Source organism: Streptomyces sp. NPDC020965, assembly GCF_044333555.1.
Taxonomy (GTDB): Bacteria; Actinomycetota; Actinomycetes; order Streptomycetales; family Streptomycetaceae; genus Streptomyces.
Map to the genome: position 1 here is coordinate 325,439 of NZ_JBIRRE010000003.1, position 14,902 is coordinate 340,340.

General features: G+C 69.9%; 16 protein-coding genes. 4 read left to right on the plus strand and 12 right to left on the minus strand.

The annotated features are described in order from the left end of the window. Positions 1-60: 60 nt before the first annotated feature. The 5 genes from ACH4S7_RS11920 to ACH4S7_RS11940 all read right to left on the minus strand — a co-directional run bounded on the left by ACH4S7_RS11920 (position 61) and on the right by ACH4S7_RS11940 (position 3,486). Complete coding sequence (locus ACH4S7_RS11920) at positions 61-747, minus strand: FMN reductase (protein ID WP_398520998.1); 687 nt, start codon at positions 745-747, stop codon at positions 61-63. 2 nt (positions 748-749) lie between these two features. Next, the gene (locus ACH4S7_RS11925; protein ID WP_398520999.1) at positions 750-1,841 is read right to left on the minus strand and encodes an LLM class flavin-dependent oxidoreductase; all 1,092 of its coding nucleotides are present in this window, start codon (positions 1,839-1,841) and stop codon (positions 750-752) included. A 276-nt stretch (positions 1,842-2,117) separates the two neighbouring features. Then, positions 2,118-2,906 carry a hypothetical protein gene (locus tag ACH4S7_RS11930; RefSeq protein WP_398521000.1) on the minus strand — a complete coding sequence of 263 codons (789 nt, stop codon included), beginning with the start codon at positions 2,904-2,906 and terminating at the stop codon, positions 2,118-2,120. Between the two features lie 96 nt (positions 2,907-3,002). Next, positions 3,003-3,212 carry a hypothetical protein gene (locus ACH4S7_RS11935; protein WP_398521001.1) on the minus strand — a complete coding sequence of 70 codons (210 nt, stop codon included), beginning with the start codon at positions 3,210-3,212 and terminating at the stop codon, positions 3,003-3,005. Positions 3,213-3,297: 85 nt separating this feature from the next. Continuing rightward, a complete protein-coding gene (locus tag ACH4S7_RS11940; protein ID WP_398521002.1) occupies positions 3,298-3,486 on the minus strand; it encodes a hypothetical protein in 189 nt (62 codons plus the stop codon). A 924-nt stretch (positions 3,487-4,410) separates the two neighbouring features. Between ACH4S7_RS11940 and ACH4S7_RS11945 the strand changes: the two genes are divergently transcribed. Next, the gene (locus ACH4S7_RS11945; protein ID WP_398521003.1) at positions 4,411-4,617 is read left to right on the plus strand and encodes a hypothetical protein; all 207 of its coding nucleotides are present in this window, start codon (positions 4,411-4,413) and stop codon (positions 4,615-4,617) included. 67 nt (positions 4,618-4,684) lie between these two features. On the opposite strand, the gene ACH4S7_RS11950 is transcribed toward ACH4S7_RS11945, so the two are convergent. Continuing rightward, positions 4,685-5,785: a magnesium and cobalt transport protein CorA gene (locus ACH4S7_RS11950; protein WP_398521359.1), complete on the minus strand. Its 1,101-nt coding sequence runs from the start codon at positions 5,783-5,785 to the stop codon at positions 4,685-4,687. Positions 5,786-6,072: 287 nt separating this feature from the next. Further along, positions 6,073-7,476, minus strand: coding sequence for a chloride channel protein (locus tag ACH4S7_RS11955; RefSeq protein ID WP_398521004.1), 1,404 nt, complete (start codon positions 7,474-7,476; stop codon positions 6,073-6,075). 265 nt (positions 7,477-7,741) lie between these two features. On the opposite strand from ACH4S7_RS11955, the gene ACH4S7_RS11960 reads away from it, so the two are divergent. Together ACH4S7_RS11960 and ACH4S7_RS11965 are read left to right on the plus strand one after the other, a co-directional pair. Then, positions 7,742-9,067: a hypothetical protein gene (locus tag ACH4S7_RS11960; RefSeq protein ID WP_398521005.1), complete on the plus strand. Its 1,326-nt coding sequence runs from the start codon at positions 7,742-7,744 to the stop codon at positions 9,065-9,067. A 51-nt stretch (positions 9,068-9,118) separates the two neighbouring features. Next, positions 9,119-9,580, plus strand: a complete 462-nt coding sequence (locus ACH4S7_RS11965; protein ID WP_398521006.1) for a hypothetical protein — start codon at positions 9,119-9,121, stop codon at positions 9,578-9,580. A 127-nt stretch (positions 9,581-9,707) separates the two neighbouring features. Here the strand turns inward: ACH4S7_RS11965 and ACH4S7_RS11970 are convergent, their stop codons facing one another. The 5 genes from ACH4S7_RS11970 to ACH4S7_RS11990 form a co-directional block, all read right to left on the minus strand. Continuing rightward, positions 9,708-10,310, minus strand: coding sequence for a 2'-5' RNA ligase family protein (locus ACH4S7_RS11970; protein WP_398521007.1), 603 nt, complete (start codon positions 10,308-10,310; stop codon positions 9,708-9,710). Positions 10,311-10,613: 303 nt separating this feature from the next. Then, the gene (locus ACH4S7_RS11975; protein WP_398521008.1) at positions 10,614-10,988 is read right to left on the minus strand and encodes a VOC family protein; all 375 of its coding nucleotides are present in this window, start codon (positions 10,986-10,988) and stop codon (positions 10,614-10,616) included. Positions 10,989-11,052: 64 nt separating this feature from the next. Continuing rightward, positions 11,053-11,955: a MerR family transcriptional regulator gene (locus ACH4S7_RS11980; protein ID WP_398521009.1), complete on the minus strand. Its 903-nt coding sequence runs from the start codon at positions 11,953-11,955 to the stop codon at positions 11,053-11,055. A 365-nt stretch (positions 11,956-12,320) separates the two neighbouring features. After that, positions 12,321-12,638 (minus strand): 4a-hydroxytetrahydrobiopterin dehydratase, encoded by a 318-nt coding sequence (locus ACH4S7_RS11985; RefSeq protein ID WP_398521010.1) that lies wholly within the window; start codon positions 12,636-12,638, stop codon positions 12,321-12,323. Between the two features lies 1 nt (position 12,639). After that, the gene (locus ACH4S7_RS11990; RefSeq protein WP_398521011.1) at positions 12,640-13,884 is read right to left on the minus strand and encodes a helix-turn-helix domain-containing protein; all 1,245 of its coding nucleotides are present in this window, start codon (positions 13,882-13,884) and stop codon (positions 12,640-12,642) included. A 409-nt stretch (positions 13,885-14,293) separates the two neighbouring features. Here ACH4S7_RS11990 and ACH4S7_RS11995 point away from each other — a divergent pair, with 409 nt between their 5' ends. After that, positions 14,294-14,473, plus strand: coding sequence for a hypothetical protein (locus ACH4S7_RS11995; protein WP_398521012.1), 180 nt, complete (start codon positions 14,294-14,296; stop codon positions 14,471-14,473). The last annotated feature ends 429 nt before the right edge of the window (positions 14,474-14,902 follow it).

A 14,902-nucleotide genomic window follows, 5' to 3' on the forward strand; every position in this document is an offset into this window, starting at 1 on the left:
GGCCGGGCGGCCTGCTCACAAACGGCCGGGCGGCCAGTTCGCGCACGGCCGGGCGCGGGGTCAGGTGAACGGCAGCGCCGGTATCGGCGCCTGGTCCGCCGCCCCCTCCGTACCCACGGTCGCGTCCGTACCCGTGACCCCATCCGTACCCACGACACCCACGGCCTCGTCCGTCCGTACCGCGTCGGCCATGGCCACCATCAGCCGCGCGAGCTGCTCGCCCGCCCGTCCGATCCGTACGGGCAGGGTGTCGGTGAGCGCGTCGCCCGTGCCGCCCCAGTCCTCCGACGCCGCGTACACGGCCGTCGGCACGATCACGGCCCGCAGATAGGCGAAGAGCGGACGCAGCGCGTGCTCCAGCACCAGCGAGTGGCGGGCCGTGCCACCGGTCGCCCCGATCAGTACGGGCTTCCCGGTGAGCGCGTCCGGCTCGACCAGGTCGAAGAACGACTTGAAGAGCCCGCTGTACGACGCGGTGAAGACGGGTGTCACGGCGATCAGGCCGTCGGCCTCCGTGACCGCGTCGATCGCCTCGCCGAGCGCCGGCGCCGGGAACCCGGTCACCAGGTGGTTGGCGATGGGAACCGCCAGTTCGCGCAGTTCAACCACGCGGACCTCGACCTCCGTGTCCCGCCCCTGCCGGGCGAGCGCGTTGCGCACCGCGTCGGTGAGCCGGTCCGCCAGCAGCCGGGTGGACGAGGGCACGCTCAGACCGGCGGACACGGCCACCAGTTTCAGTGTGGTCATCGTTACGCCTCCTTCGTGCCGGTACGGGCGGCGGTGACCGCCGGGTGGACGGGTGCGGACTCCGGCACCCCGGCCGGCCGCAGGTTGGCGAACTCCTTGCGCAGCACCGGGACGACCTCCTCGCCGAGGATGTCGAGCTGCTCAAGAACGGTCTTGAGCGGCAGACCCGCGTGGTCCATCAGGAACAACTGGCGCTGGTAGTCGCCGATCGCCTCACGGAAGCCGAGCGTCCGCTCGATGACCTGCTGCGGGGAGCCCACGGTCAGCGGGGTCTGCTCGCTGAAGTCCTCCAGCGAGGGCCCGTGGCCGTAGACCGGTGCGTTGTTGAAGTACGGACGGAACTCGTTGACCGCGTCCTGCGAGTTCTTGCGCATGAAGACCTGGCCGCCGAGCCCGACGATGGCCTGCTCGGGGGTGCCGTGGCCGTAGTGCGCGTACCGCTTCCGGTAGAGGTCCACCATCTTCTTGGTGTGGTACATGGGCCAGAAGATGTTGTTGTGGAAGAAGCCGTCACCGTAGTAGGCGGCCTGCTCCGCGATCTCCGGGGAGCGGATGGAGCCGTGCCAGACGAACGGCGGTACGCCGTCGAGCGGGCGCGGGGTCGCGGTGAAGGATTGCAGCGGCGAGCGGAACTTACCCTCCCAGTTCACCACGTCCTCCCTCCACAGCTTGTGAAGGAGCGCGTAGTTCTCCTGGGCGAGCGGGATGCCCTGACGGATGTCCTGGCCGAACCAGGGGTAGACCGGTCCGGTGTTGCCCCGGCCCATCATCAGGTCGACGCGGCCGTCCGCGAGGTGCTGGAGGTACGCGTAGTCCTCGGCGATCTTCACCGGGTCGTTGGTGGTGATCAGGGTGGTCGAGGTGGACAGGATCAGGTTCTCGGTCCGGGCCGCGATGTGTCCGAGGAGCGTCGTGGGGGACGACGGGACGAACGGCGGGTTGTGGTGCTCGCCGGTCGCGAAGACGTCCAGACCGACTTCCTCCGCCTTGAGGGCGATGGCGATCGTGTCCTTGATCCGCTCGTGCTCGCTCGGCGTACGACCGGTGGTCGGGTCGGTCGTGACATCGCCGACGGTGAAGATGCCGAACTGCATGAGGTCCACCTTTCGAAGGCATTTGGTTGAATGTTGAACCAAACCCTATAACGGAGGACCCTCCCTGGCTATTCCGCCCCCTCCCGTGCCTACTCCGGGCCGCTTCCGGACCCCTCTCGAAGCCCTGCCACGCACCCCTCCCGGCCCCTTCCCCCGGCGCCTCCGGTACTCCGATTCCGCCCCTGTTCCACCCGGATACGCGCTGGTGGGACCGGGTATAGGCCCGATCCCACCAGATCCGAACGAACGTATCGACCGAGCCCCGTCGCCGCCCGGCTAGGTCGCCCCGGGGAAGAGCTGGCGGAAGGCGTCGGCCGACGCGGTCCCCGCCCGCCCGAAGGGCGCGTCGAAGTCCCACACCAGGAAGAGCAGGAACGCGATCAACGCGGCGAAGAGGCCGGCGATCAGCAGCTCTCTGTAACTCCGGCCGATATGCATGGTGAAGATCAGCCCCACCGTGACCAGCGCCCCGATGATCAGCCCGAACCAGACGACGCCCGGCAGGGTCGCACCCGCGTTCTGCGCCCGCGCATTGCGCGCGTCGTCGGCGACCGCGATCTGGTCGATCATGGGCTGGTACGCCTGTGCCTCCAGTTGGTTCCCGGGCACGCGCTCGGCGATGTCGGCCCGTACGGCCCCGAGCATCTCGGCGCCACGGCCGGACAGCTTGTCACCGTCGGTCATCCGGGGCCATTCCTTCTTGACGACGTACGAGACGTAGTCATTGATCCCGGCGCGGAGATTCTCCTGGACATCGAGCGGGAAGACCTCGGCGCGCCGGGTGATCTCGTGCAGCGCCTGCGCCTCCCGCCGTACCTCGTCCTGGGCGGTGCTGCGGGCCTCCCAGACGCCCGCGATGGCGAGGCCGAGGACGATGGCATAGACCACGCCGACCATCATCGTCATGTACTCAAGGACGTCGGGCGTCTCGATCTCCCTCTTCGCCCCGCCCTCTGTCTCAGCCTCCTCCGTCTCGACGCGTCTGCGCTGGCTGAGCAGGGTGCCGGCGAGTACGACGGCACATGCGGCGACCATCGCGACGGCCAGGACCAGCCATTCGGACATGGCGTCTCCGTCTCTGTTCGCTGTTTGCTTTTCGCTGTTCGAATCTGTGGATCTACGGATCTACGGGTGCGCGCCCCGCGTCGGCACGGGCGACGCTCAGCCCCGCTTGCGCCGGGGCCGCAACAAGACGGCGGCGAAGACGGCCGGGGTGGTCGTGACGAGCATCAGCACGACCAGCGGCGTCCCGTCGGCCTCACGCCGGGCGGAGAGCGGGCGGTACGCGGGTACGGGGTACACCGTCGGCGACACCGGGGGCGCGGCGGCGGGCGGTGGCGCGGGGGGCGACGGCCGGGGTGACGGCGCCACGACACTCCGGGTCTCCGAAGGGAGGGGCTCAGGGGCCCTCGGCTCGGGCTCCATCGGCGCCGGGACCCTCGGCTCAGGGTCGGGGTCAGGCTCGGGGGCGGGCGCCGGTGGCGTCGTGCCGGGCGGCTCCGGCGTCGGCGTCGGCGTCGGCGTCGGGGTGGGAGTCGGGGAGGGGGTCGGAGTCGGAGTCGGGGTCGGCGTGGGAGTTGGTGTCGGGGTCGGCGTAGGCGTAGGCGTAGGCGTAGGCGTCGGCGTGGGGGTCGGCGTCGGGCATGGTGGGGGCGGCGGGGGCGGCGGGCAGTGCTTGAAGAGATGGACCGCCACCGACACCCTCACGTCGACGGGGCGAGGCCCCCGGACGGATATGGCCGCCGAACCGCAGACGATCCCGGGCGCCGAGAAGTACACGGAGATGTCGAAGGGGAACGGTTCTGCTGGCCCGTGGCCCCTTGGCTTTCCATGACCCGTTGGGACTCCATGACCCGTCAGATTTCTGTGGGCCCTCGGCTTTCCCTCGGTTGCCGGGCGGGGGCGAGCAGCCGGTGATTCCCCAGCCAGCGATCCCGTCCCGGAGCTCGCTGCCCGCGAGCCCGCCCCGGCCGGCGCCGCGAGCGAGGGGGCCACCACCGACGCGGACCCGCCACCGACGCGCGGCGTGGGCACCGGGACCCGCGCGGGCCGCCCCGAGTCATCCGTACGCCTCGAATCGTCCGTACGCCCGAAGCCATCCGTACGCCGTGCGCCGGCCGGTCCGGAACCCGGTGCCCACGCGGACCCCGCCACTCGCGCGGGGTGGAGCTCCCGTAAGGGTGCGGCCTCAGGCGCGGACGCGGCATCGGCGGCGCCGGGACCGACCCCCGGCCCGGCTTCGGCACCCGCCTCGTGCCCGGACGCACGCGTCGTCGCCCATGTCGACCCTGTTGATCCTGTCGCGGCATCACTCGCGAGGTCGGCGCCAACCACCCCCTGCGAGCCCAGAATTGCCGCGATCCCCAGTGCGCTGAACTGCTCCCATCCCGCCACATCTGTACGTTAAGAGCACAGACAGCAACAGGTGCCAACTTTCACCCTGATAGGTGAATTAGACGTTTGTCCGATCGCACCCCCACAGGAACCACAGTCGTCACACGGCACCGTCAGGAACCGGTACGGAGTAGGTGAAAGTGCATGAACTGATGACCCGTGAGAAGTTCGCCGAGTGACAGATTCCTTGCTCGCCGTCCTCCCGGTACCGATGGCCGCCACGCTCTCCGTGGCCGCCCTCGCCCTACTCGCCGTCTCAGCCCTCCGACTCTGTAGCGCGGGCCGCACCGACCCGTCCGACGAGGCCCGGTCCATGACCCTCGCGGTCTACGGATGCCTGATCGCCCTGGTGACGCTCACCGCCTTCATCTCACTCCTCTGAACACCCGTGACCGGGCACGGCTCCGGGCACGGCTCTGCGGAGCACTTCACCGCCGTTCGGGACTGGCTCAGAGCCAGCCGTTGCGGCGGAAGCTGCGGTGGATCACCAGACAGGCGGTCGCCATGACGCCGACGACCAGCGGATAGCCATAGGTCCAGCGCAGTTCGGGCATGTGGTCGAAGTTCATGCCGTACATCCCACAGACCATCGTCGGTACGGCGACGATCGCAGCCCAAGCGGTGATCTTCCGCATGTCCTCGTTCTGCGCGACCGTCACCCGAGCCAGATGGGCCTGGAGGATGGAGTCCAGGAGGGCGTCGTACGCACCGAGCTGTTCGTTCAGCCGGGCGAGATGGTCGACCACATCGCGGAAGTACGGCTGTATGTCGGATCCGACCGGCGGGAGCGAGGTGGTGGCCAGCGTGAACATCGGCCGTTCCAACGGGCCGACCGCCCGCCGCAGCTCCAGCAGCTCCCGTTTGAGCAGATAGATCTGTCCGGCGTCGGCCCTGACGCCCTGCTCGGTGAAGACGGCGTTCTCGACCGCGTCGATATCGTTCTGCACGGCGTCGGCGACGGCGAGATAATCGTCCACGACCTGGTCGGCGATGGCGTGCAGCACGGCGGCCGGCCCCTTCGCCAGTTGCTCCGGAGCGGCCTCCAGCGCCTCGCGCAGCGGCCCGAGCGAACCATGCCGACCGTGTCGTACGGTGATGACGAAGTCGGTGCCCGCGAAGACCATCAACTCGCCGGTGTCCACCACCTCACTGGCGGCCGTCAGCTCCTCGTGCTCGACGTAGCGGCAGGTCTTGAACACCGCGAACAGGCTGCCGCCGCCGCCCTCCCCGTCGTACCGCTGGACCTTCGGCCGCTGGTGGGCCTGGACCGCGTCGTCGACGGCCAGTGGATGCAGTGCGAACAGTTCGGCGAGGACGGCGAATTCGACTTCGGTCGGCTCGTGCAAACCGACCCAGACGAACCCGTCGCGCTTCTTGCGGACCTGTCGCAGGGCGACCGCAGCGTCGCCGTCGCAGGGCTGCCGCGCCCCGTTCGCGTAGACCACGCAGTTGACGACGCTGCCGCCCAGCGGAGAGCGGCGGGGGTGGCTGAGGTCCACGGTGGGACGGCGGTAGGCACGCTGCATCACACGGCGCAGTTTTCGGATCATCGGCACGGTGGGACTCCTTCGGCGGACCGGGCGTCAGTGTGCCATCCGGTGCGTCGCGGACGGTGTGGTTCCGATCGTCCCGGAGCCGTACGCGCGAGGGCTGGACGAGCCCAGTAACGAGCCCGTTCGCGCGCCCGTTCGCGAGCCCCTGGAGCACGAGCGCACAGCTGCGGAAGCACGGGCCGCTGAATCACCGGGCTGCGGGAAACCGGCTGCGGGGAAGCGCGGGCCGCCGGCATCACCGACGCCCCGGAGCACCGACTCCCGGAGCACCGACTACGAGCGGCTCACTTCGACGGCGCCGGAGCTGTCTCCCGGTCGGCGCCGCCACCGCCGTCCCCTCCGCCACCACCGCCACCATCCCCTCCTCCGCCGCCGTCCTTCCGCTCCGGCCGCCGCTCCAGCAGTTGCGCGGTGACGAATCCGACGACCGCGCAGACCACGATCAGCGGCATCTGATTGGTCGCGTCGTCCCCCAGCAGCAGCACCGCGAGTACGGAACTGGTGACCGGCAGCCGGGTCACCACCGCCGACGCCGTCGCGATGCCGAGCGCGAGCCCCGGTGTCGCGCCGAGCCCCGGCAGTCCCGCGCACGCCGCCCCCATCGCCGCGCCGAGCAGCACCGAAGGGAAGATCGGCCCACCGCGCAGCGCGCCGAGACTGATGCCCCAGGCCACGCCCTTGCAGAGCACCAGCACGACGAGGGCGGCCACCGACCAGGTGTGCGGTTCGGCGGCGAGTTCGCCGAGCATCGCCTGCCCAGAGAGTGCGGCCTCCTCCGGCGAGCGGCCGGTGATCAGGGCGTACGCGGTGATGCAGACACCGACGGCGACGGCCACGAGCACCGTGCGGACGGCGGTCCGGCGGGCGGTCCACGCCTCCGTCAGATACCCGAGCCGGTGCGCGGCCGAGACCACCACGGCGATCAGCATCGCGGCCGGAATCCCCCAGAGGAAGTCACCGGCGTCCGGTGTGACGTTCGGCGGTACGACGGGAAGTCTGAGCGCCCCGATGGAGAATCCGGTCCACTCCCCGAACCCGGTGAACACCAGCGCGCCCACACCGCTCGCCAGCAGACACGGCAGCAGCAGCACGACCAGTTGGGGCCCGGCCAGACCGGCCGCCTCCACCATCATCACGGCGGCGACGAGCGGACCGCCGAGGATGGTGGAGATCGCGGCCGTCGACCCGGTGGTGCCCAGCACCATCGCGGCCTGGGGGTTCTCGGCGCGTTTCGCGGACCGTACGGCGAGGAGGGCGAGCCCGCTGCCGAGCGCCATCAGCGGCGCCTCGGGCCCGAGCACCACCCCCAGCGGCAGGGTCGCGAGCGCGGCGAGCACCACCCCCGGCAGCGCCTCCGGCCCGAGCGGGGGCCCACCGAGGCCGCGCACCGGCACATGACCGCCGCCCCCGGGCATACGGGTGACGATCGGCGCCAGGATCAGCCCGGCCAGCAGCAGCGTCGGCAGCCCCCACCACCAGGGGGCCCGTCCGTAGCCGAAGGACCGGGGCAGTTCCTGCCATACGGCGTGCTGGAGCCAGTGTTGCAGGCTGACGAAGAAGAAGCAGGCCAGCGCGATGGGCACGCCCAGCAGCGCCGACAGCAGCAACAGCCGCAGATAGCCCCGGCTGCGGAGGATGTCCCGGAGGGCCGCCGGTCCGGCGGGCGCGGTCTCTCCGTCCTTGGCCATGCCCCCATGCAAAGCCGGGGCGGGCACGGCGGCGCGTGGGCGGGCCCGAACGGGTGAGGCCACCCGCACCGGTGCACCGCGCGAGCCCGAACGGCGCGCGGGCCCGACCAGATGCAGCCACCCGGACCGGTGCACCCTGCGGCCCGACCAGGCCCGACCAGGCCCGACCAGGCGCGACCAGGCCCGACCAGGCCCGACCAGGCGCGGCCACCCGGACGGTGCACCGTGGCTCGCCGAGGGCCGTCCCCGAGGTTTCCCTGGAGCCATGGCGCCCACGGCGGACGAGAACGAACTGGCACAGCTACGGGTGCGGGTCGCCGCGCTGGAGAAGGGCCACCGCCCCCACCACCGGGTGCGCTCGTTCTTCGCCGCCCTGCTGATCGTGATCGGCTGTGTGCTCGCCCCGCTGGGCGCGGTGGCGGCCTGGACGGCGGACGAGGTCGGCGACACCGACCGGTACGTCGCCACCGTCGCGCCGCTCGCCTCCGACCCGGCCGTGCAGTCGGCGGTCGCGAACCGGGTGACCGACGCCGTGATGGGCCATATCGACCTGGACGCCCTGCTGGCGGACGTGGCCCCCGCCGACCGCCCCCGGCTGACGAAGGCCCTCGGCAAGCTGGGGGACGCGCTGGAGAGCGCGCTCCGGAGCTTCGTCCACGACAAGGCGCGGGCGGTGGCCGCGTCCGACGCGTTCGCCACCTTCTGGACCGACGCCAACCGCCGGGTGCACGCCGCCGTCGACAAGGCGCTGACCGGCAGCGGCGGCGGCGCGGTCCAGCTCACCGACGACTCCGTACAGATCGATCTGGGGCCCGTCGTCGACCAGGTTAAACAACGGCTGGTCGACGACGGACTGACGGTGGCCGCTAAGATCCCCGAGGTCCACACCCAGCTGACGGTGTTGCGCTCCGACGACATCGGCAAGGTCAAGACCCTGTTCCGGGTCCTCCAACTGGCCGGCTGGTGGCTGCCGGTCATCGCCCTGGCGCTGATCGTGGCGGGGGTCCTGCTGGCGGTACGGAGGCGGCGCGCCGTGGTCGCGGGGGCGCTCGGTGTCGCCCTCGCGCTCGCCTTGCTCGGCGTCGGCCTGACCGTGTTCCGCGCGGTCTATCTCGACGCGCTGCCGTCGTCGGTCTCGCCGTCGGCGGCGGGATCCGTGTACGACACCATGATCCGCTATCTGCGGACGACGGTGCGGATGGTGGTGACGCTGGGCCTGGTCGTCGCCCTCGCGGCCTGGCTGACGGGCCCCGGCCGCCACGCCCTCCGCGTCCGCCGCCGCTGGCACACCGGCCTCGCCTCCACCCGCGCCACGGCCGCCCACGCGGGCCTCCGCACCGGCCCGGTCGGCCCCTGGGTCCGCCGCTACCGGACCTGGCTCGGGTGGGCCCTGGTCGCGGGCGCCGTACTGGCCTACCTCCTGTGGAGCCACCCCACCGGCTGGGTCGTCGTCGGCCTGGCCCTGGCGCTGCTGCTGGCCCTCGCGATCCTCGATTTCCTGGCCGCCGACCCGGCTGTGCCCGTATCCCCCGATCCCCCGGATTCACCCGAACGGACGCACCCCGATGGCGGCGGCACGGATCCGGGCTGAGGCTCGAATTCCCGTCCGCGTAGGGCGTACGGGCCGATGAAGGGAGGTCCCATGAGCCACGCATCACAGCCGACAGGGACACCACAGCCCAGACGCACCACGGGCCGCGACGCGGACCGGAACAGCGGTTGGGTGGCGGGCGGCGTCGTCTTCGCGGGCATCCTGCTGGTCTGCGACGGCGTACTCGCCATCCTCCAGGGCATCTCCGCGATAGCCGAGGACGATGTCTACGGCCGGATCGGCAGCTATGTCTACAAGATCAACCTGACCGGATGGGGCTGGATCCACCTGATCATCGGCATCTGTCTGGTGGTCGTCGGCTGGGGAGTCCTCAAGAACTCGGCGTGGGCGCGGTACGCGGGCATCTTCTTCGCGGCGCTGGGGTTGGTCGCACAGTTCCTGTTCCTGCCGTACGCGCCGGTGTGGTCCGTGATCATGATCGCGATCAACGTGTTCATCATCTGGGCCCTGGCGGTGTACCACCCGGACGGGCGCGAGGACCTGACCTACTAGGAGGCCCTTGCTCCTGGAGGACCGAGGCCCGGGAGGATGACCCTCCCGGGCCTCGGGGGCGTTCCCGGCTTCCTGTATCCGCTCTCAGTCCTTGCGGGGTGCGCCGTCCTCAGGGTGCCGGTCTCCCTCAGTCCTTGAGGGGGGCGCGGGCGATGGTCTCCCAGGTGTACATCTGCTCGTCGCGGCCGATGGCGATGAGGTCGGCGTGGGTGACCGTGCAGGTGGGCGGCTCGGCGTCGAGGGTGTCGAGGGCGGTCTGTACGGGGGCGGCGGGGCCGTCTCCGTTGCTGTAGGCGACCGAGACATGCGGTACGAACCCGTCCTCGTCCTCGGGCACCCGCTGCCAGACCTCGCGGATCGCGTCCCGGATCGCCGCGCGCAGGGCGCGTACCGGTTCGGCGGGCTCGACGAGGCTCGCGACCGCCTCGGGGGTGATCATCGGCGCGCCGAGGCGGAGATCGAAGACGGGGATGTCGGTGATTCTGCGGGCGGCGGCCTGAGAGATCGCCTGGACGTCGTCCGGGCTGACGTCCTGGACATCGCCGACGCCCTGCATGGTCAGGTGCAGCCACTGGTCGGGGACGAGGTCGAGACCGGGCACGCCGTCGAGGACTCCACGGGCCTCGGCCAGGTACCGGTGGACGTCCGGGGCGTCGTCAAAGGTGAGATGCCAGGCGTAGAAGCGGGTGCCGGGGCCCCAGCCGGGCCGCCACCACCAGTGATTCGCCATCCGCACGGTCATGGTTCCATCCCGTCAGCGCTCTCGGTGCTCGGTCCAGGTTCACAGGCTCCCCGGGTACCCGTACACATTCTGCGCAAACGGTGCGCGGGTCGTCGCGGTTGATGCCGGTGTGGCGGGTACGGGCCTGCCGCGGCCACCCGACCGAACCGGGCACAGGATGTCGGGTCCGGCAGGCCCGAGATCCTGCGGACCCGGCTGTCATCGGAGGCGACCGAGGCGGACGCGGAGCTGTGGATCCCCGTGGAGCAGACCCCGGTCTGAGCGCTGACGCGCGCCCGGACCCGTACGCGGTCAGAGAGGCTGGAGCCGGGTGCGCAGAAGGCAGAACTCATTGCCTTCCGGGTCGATCAGCACGTACCAGCTCTCGTCCCCGGTCTGCCCGATGTCGGCCCGCCCGGCCCCGAGCGCGAGCAGTCGATCCAGCTCGGCGTCCTGGTCGCGGTCGGTGGCGTTGACGTCGATATGCAGCCGCAGCTTCTCGGGCCGCGGGGCGCTGGTGGGGCTGAGCACGAGGATGGGCCGCGGGCCACCGTCGGGCGGCCCGATCTCGATGCTTCCGTCTTCGTCCCGGCCGAGTTCGACATAGCCGAGGACCTCGCTCCAGAACGCGGCGAGCCGGTCGGGGTCGGCGCAGTCGATGACAAATTCACTGATGCGACATGCCATGTCCGTCAGTGTACGGAGGCGGCCCGGCCCACGGGATCGCCTCCGGAGCGGTGCTGGGCCGCTCCTAGGCGGCGGGTGAGTCCTGGGCGGACAGTTCTTCGGCCAGTTCCATGCAGCGCAGGCGGGCTGGGGAGAAGTCGTAGGGCATCTTGCCGATGGCTTCGAACGCGCTCATGGAGCCGGCCTCCCGGTTGCCAGGACTGAAGTCGGCCTCGTCATCGGCGGTAGGGGGGTGCAGAGTGTCCCAGGCGTCGAAGAGGGCATCGTCGTCCTCATCCAGGCCGGACTCCTCGATGACGGTATGCAGGGCGCTTTCGAAGGTGTGCCGCTCGACGGCCACCTGAGCCACCCGCGGATCATCGACGGCGACGCTGTCATCGAGTGCCTCCTCGGCGGCATCGACACGGTCGGATTCCTCCCGCAGAGTGGGATGCGTGGCCAGGACGATGAAGCGGGTGGCCTGGACGGCCGCGCCGAGCGGGCCGAAGATCCGCTCAGTGACCAGCAGAGTGTCCAGGTCCGCCTGACGCAGGGAGCCCTCGGGCAGGCTCTTGAGGCGTTCGGTGACGAAGTCGGAGAGCAGACCCATCCGGCTGCCTTCGGTGCGCATCCGCCGCACGGCGGTCCGTTGCCGCCGCAATTTTGCCTCCTCCTCGGCGAGGGTTCCCTCCAACCGCTCCAGGACGCCCGCGATGCCTTCTTCGCTGTCCGCACCGGCGGAAGCCGTGCCGGTGGTGAAGGCGTCACGGATGTCGTCCAGGGTGATCCCGGCGTCGGCCATCTTGCGAATCCACAGCAGGCGGATCATGTCCTCGTACTCGTAGCGGCGGCGGTCGTCGCCGCCCCGCTCAGGCTCGGGGAGCAGGCCGATCTCGTGGTAGTGGCGAATCGCCCGTGGCGTGCTTCCGACGAAGGCCGCCGCGTCACCGATCTTGACCTGGCGAGGCGGCATGAAAGGCAGAGGCATGAGCAGGGATCTTTCCTCAAGGAGTCGGGAGGTGAGTCCACGGGACCACATGCCGCTACGGAAGGTGCAACCGGACAACGCCTTCTGTCCCTGCTCGCGCACCAGATGAATCTTCGTGGTGAGCCCGCCTCGCGGCCCGCCCAGCCCATGGCCTTCAGCCTCGGCCCTCACTCCGCCAGGCGGTTCCTTCCGCACGTTCAGGTCAAGCGGTCGTCGCTCGCCCCTGGTGCACGGGACACCGTCGAATCGGGCATTCGAGGATCCGCGAACTCACTCAGCCGACCGCACTGATCTCGCAGGGCTTCAGGGCCACTGTGGATTTCCCAGCCGAATCGGCGGCGTCGAGCTCGGTGTGTACGAGCGCGTCAGCTCGTCGGTTCGGCTCCGTGGGCGGTGGCGATGGTGTCGATGCGGTGGGCGAGGTCGAAGTCGGCAACGGTGAGGCGGTGGCCCGCGTCGTGGGTGGTGATGCCGAATCGGACGAGATCCCAGCGGAGGTCGATATCGGCGTGGTGCCCGATCAGTCGCTCAATGTCGGCGACGTGCACGATCAGGGCGACACCACCGTGGTAGCGGATACGGAACGAGCGGGTGATCTCGTGGCCATCCCGCCGCCAGCCCGGGGCCTGCGCCAGGTGTTCGGTGATCTCAGCCTCGGTCAGTGCGACCGGCGCGTCCGACACATCAGGTCCTCTCGATCACGGGTGCCAGCACCTCGGCGAGGTCCTGGCCGACCGGGGCATCCTGCCATGGCCGCATCGCCCGCCTTAGAGTAGCCAACTCACCTGCCATGCGCGCTGATCGAGTCTCCATCGCAATGTCGGCGGCCGTCCGAGCAATCTCCAAAGCCTGGTCCGGTTCACATGCAGTGGCCACGGCAGTGGCGTGCCGGGCGAGATAGACGCCCAGGTCGCGGCGAGCGGTTTCCGGCACGACGTTCAGTACCTGCCGCCACAGTGCGTCTGCCTCTGTGCCCAGTCCAAGACGCCCGTAGCACGTGGCACGCTGCACTTCGAGGTAACCGGGCGTCCTGCGGCACGCGTTGCCCCAGGGGAAGTCGTCATCGACACGGGGTAACAGGACACCAGCTTCGTCCAGGAGCCGGTCCACCGCGCTCCGGTCACCCATAAGGCTCGCGCCGTGAGCCTGCTGCTGCATGGCCATGATCCGGACTTTCGGCAAGAGCAGGCCCGAGTCCTCCAACGCAGCCTCACAGAGGTCAACCACAGCTGGCCCGTCACCGAGGTCTGTCCGTACCTGTGCCTGGTTGATCAATGAATACCCAACAAGGTGAGCATCTCGGGATCGCACCGCTACCTCCTGGGTAACCCCTCTCCAGAAGTGCGCACCCTGCATGTCACCAGCATCCTGATAAAGCCATCCAACGAGCGCCGCGTAGGCCGCCCCGACACGGAGCAGTGCACGGCGGGTCTCACCCCTCGCGGACCGTACGAGCTTGTCAATGAGCTGGTACTGCGCGCTGACTGTGCCGATGAGGTCATGGGGCCCCAGAAACATATCGGCCCGATAGTGCCCCTCCAACTGCTGCTGAAAGTAGTCGACCAAAGCGGGATCCACATGCTGTGGCGCGACCGGTCCGGACACGAGTGCAGCGGCGGTGACCGAAGCGAAAGCCCTGCGTTTCACATCGTCCTCTTGATGGTGCTCGGGGCGGATCCACCCTGGTGGAGTGGTAAATCCCAGTTCCTCGGGCCACCGGCCCAGCGCATCGTGCAGAACGATCGCCGTCTCGTCTGATGGCCATCCTGGTCGCCCACCTTCCCAACGGCGCCAGGTTCGAGGCGAAATGTTGAAGTGGTTGTCGCCCAGTAGCGTCTGACCGAGGGCGGTGAGCCGATCGGCGGCCATATCGGCGCTGCGCCAGCCTTCCCGGAGGCGCGCCGCCCTGAGGGCGTCGTTGCGTCCCATGCGTCCAGTCTGTGTTGTCATCGCGCCCGCTTCCGGTCGTGGCCGCCAGATGGCCACGTATGGCCACGTCACGACCTATTACCAACTCCGACTGCCACCCATCATCAGCGGGTGACAGGAGGGACATGCCGGCGTCGGCTGATTGCCCCTCAATCGAGGCAGACGGGAGCATTCGAATGATGACAATCGCGGTGTACCGAGTGGGCCCCGGAGGGATGAGATGCCCCGTCAGCCCCAAGATGCAAATCGATGCAGACACCACCATCGCCTTCTCCGGATCTCTCCGCTTTCCGCCCTGCGCCTGCCGTCGGTGCTCGGTCGACACGTCAGAGGAGTCTCCGGAGTTGGAACAAGGCGGACTCGCTGCCGCCGGCTGGGGCTCCAGGGCGGAGGACACAACATGACGTACATGAGTCCCCCGATCGATCTCGGCTTGCCGCTGGTGCCGCCCGAGCCTGTCGCCGAATGCGGGGTGTGCGCGGTGCTCGCCGAGCAGCGCGTCGGCGAACTCCGGGCGGGGGACTTCTCGCGGGCCACGGACCGCAGCGTGGAGATCCGTCGCCATGATGCCGGGCACGGTGGTGGGTGATGGAGATGGTGGTGTGGCGGGATCGGCGGGCACGTGCGGTGGCCTCGGCCGATGCGCTCCAATCGGCGCTGGCCGGGCTTGGGGTTCCTGAGCGGGTGTGGCGGACGATCAGGCCGGTCGTGACCGCGTCCGGGAACGCCTTCGTGGACCTCGGGTTGCTCCGCCCGGAGGTGGCGGACCAGATCACCGCCGCCATCGGCAACCCCACACCGGACACCCAGACACCCGACTGAGTCCGACGCCACCCCGCCCGCAGGCCCAGCACCTACCCTGCGGGCAGGGGGCTGTCGTGGTGCGCCCCGTGGCATCGGCGGGACGCAACCATCTCGACACACACGCGGACATCAGGACGTGAGGTACGGGGCGTGAACAGCGGTCCCCGCCCCTCTCCGTCCCTGCCGCAGGGATGCCTCAAAGACAGAAGGCGAG

Bases quoted from the DNA above. Each gene is read 5' to 3' on its own strand.
- ACH4S7_RS11920 (WP_398520998.1), bottom strand. From the start codon at position 747: ATGACCACACTGAAACTGGTGGCCGTGTCCGCCGGTCTGAGCGTGCCC.
- ACH4S7_RS11925 (WP_398520999.1), bottom strand. From the start codon at position 1,841: ATGCAGTTCGGCATCTTCACCGTCGGCGATGTCACGACCGACCCGACC.
- ACH4S7_RS11930 (WP_398521000.1), bottom strand. From the start codon at position 2,906: ATGTCCGAATGGCTGGTCCTGGCCGTCGCGATGGTCGCCGCATGTGCC.
- ACH4S7_RS11940 (WP_398521002.1), bottom strand. From the start codon at position 3,486: ATGCCCGACGCCGACCCCCACGCCGACGCCTACGCCTACGCCTACGCC.
- ACH4S7_RS11950 (WP_398521359.1), bottom strand. From the start codon at position 5,785: ATGATCCGAAAACTGCGCCGTGTGATGCAGCGTGCCTACCGCCGTCCC.
- ACH4S7_RS11955 (WP_398521004.1), bottom strand. From the start codon at position 7,476: ATGGCCAAGGACGGAGAGACCGCGCCCGCCGGACCGGCGGCCCTCCGG.
- ACH4S7_RS11960 (WP_398521005.1), top strand. From the start codon at position 7,742: ATGGCGCCCACGGCGGACGAGAACGAACTGGCACAGCTACGGGTGCGG.
- ACH4S7_RS11965 (WP_398521006.1), top strand. From the start codon at position 9,119: ATGAGCCACGCATCACAGCCGACAGGGACACCACAGCCCAGACGCACC.
- ACH4S7_RS11970 (WP_398521007.1), bottom strand. From the start codon at position 10,310: ATGGCGAATCACTGGTGGTGGCGGCCCGGCTGGGGCCCCGGCACCCGC.
- ACH4S7_RS11975 (WP_398521008.1), bottom strand. From the start codon at position 10,988: ATGGCATGTCGCATCAGTGAATTTGTCATCGACTGCGCCGACCCCGAC.
- ACH4S7_RS11980 (WP_398521009.1), bottom strand. From the start codon at position 11,955: ATGCCTCTGCCTTTCATGCCGCCTCGCCAGGTCAAGATCGGTGACGCG.
- ACH4S7_RS11990 (WP_398521011.1), bottom strand. From the start codon at position 13,884: ATGGGACGCAACGACGCCCTCAGGGCGGCGCGCCTCCGGGAAGGCTGG.
- ACH4S7_RS11995 (WP_398521012.1), top strand. From the start codon at position 14,294: ATGAGTCCCCCGATCGATCTCGGCTTGCCGCTGGTGCCGCCCGAGCCT.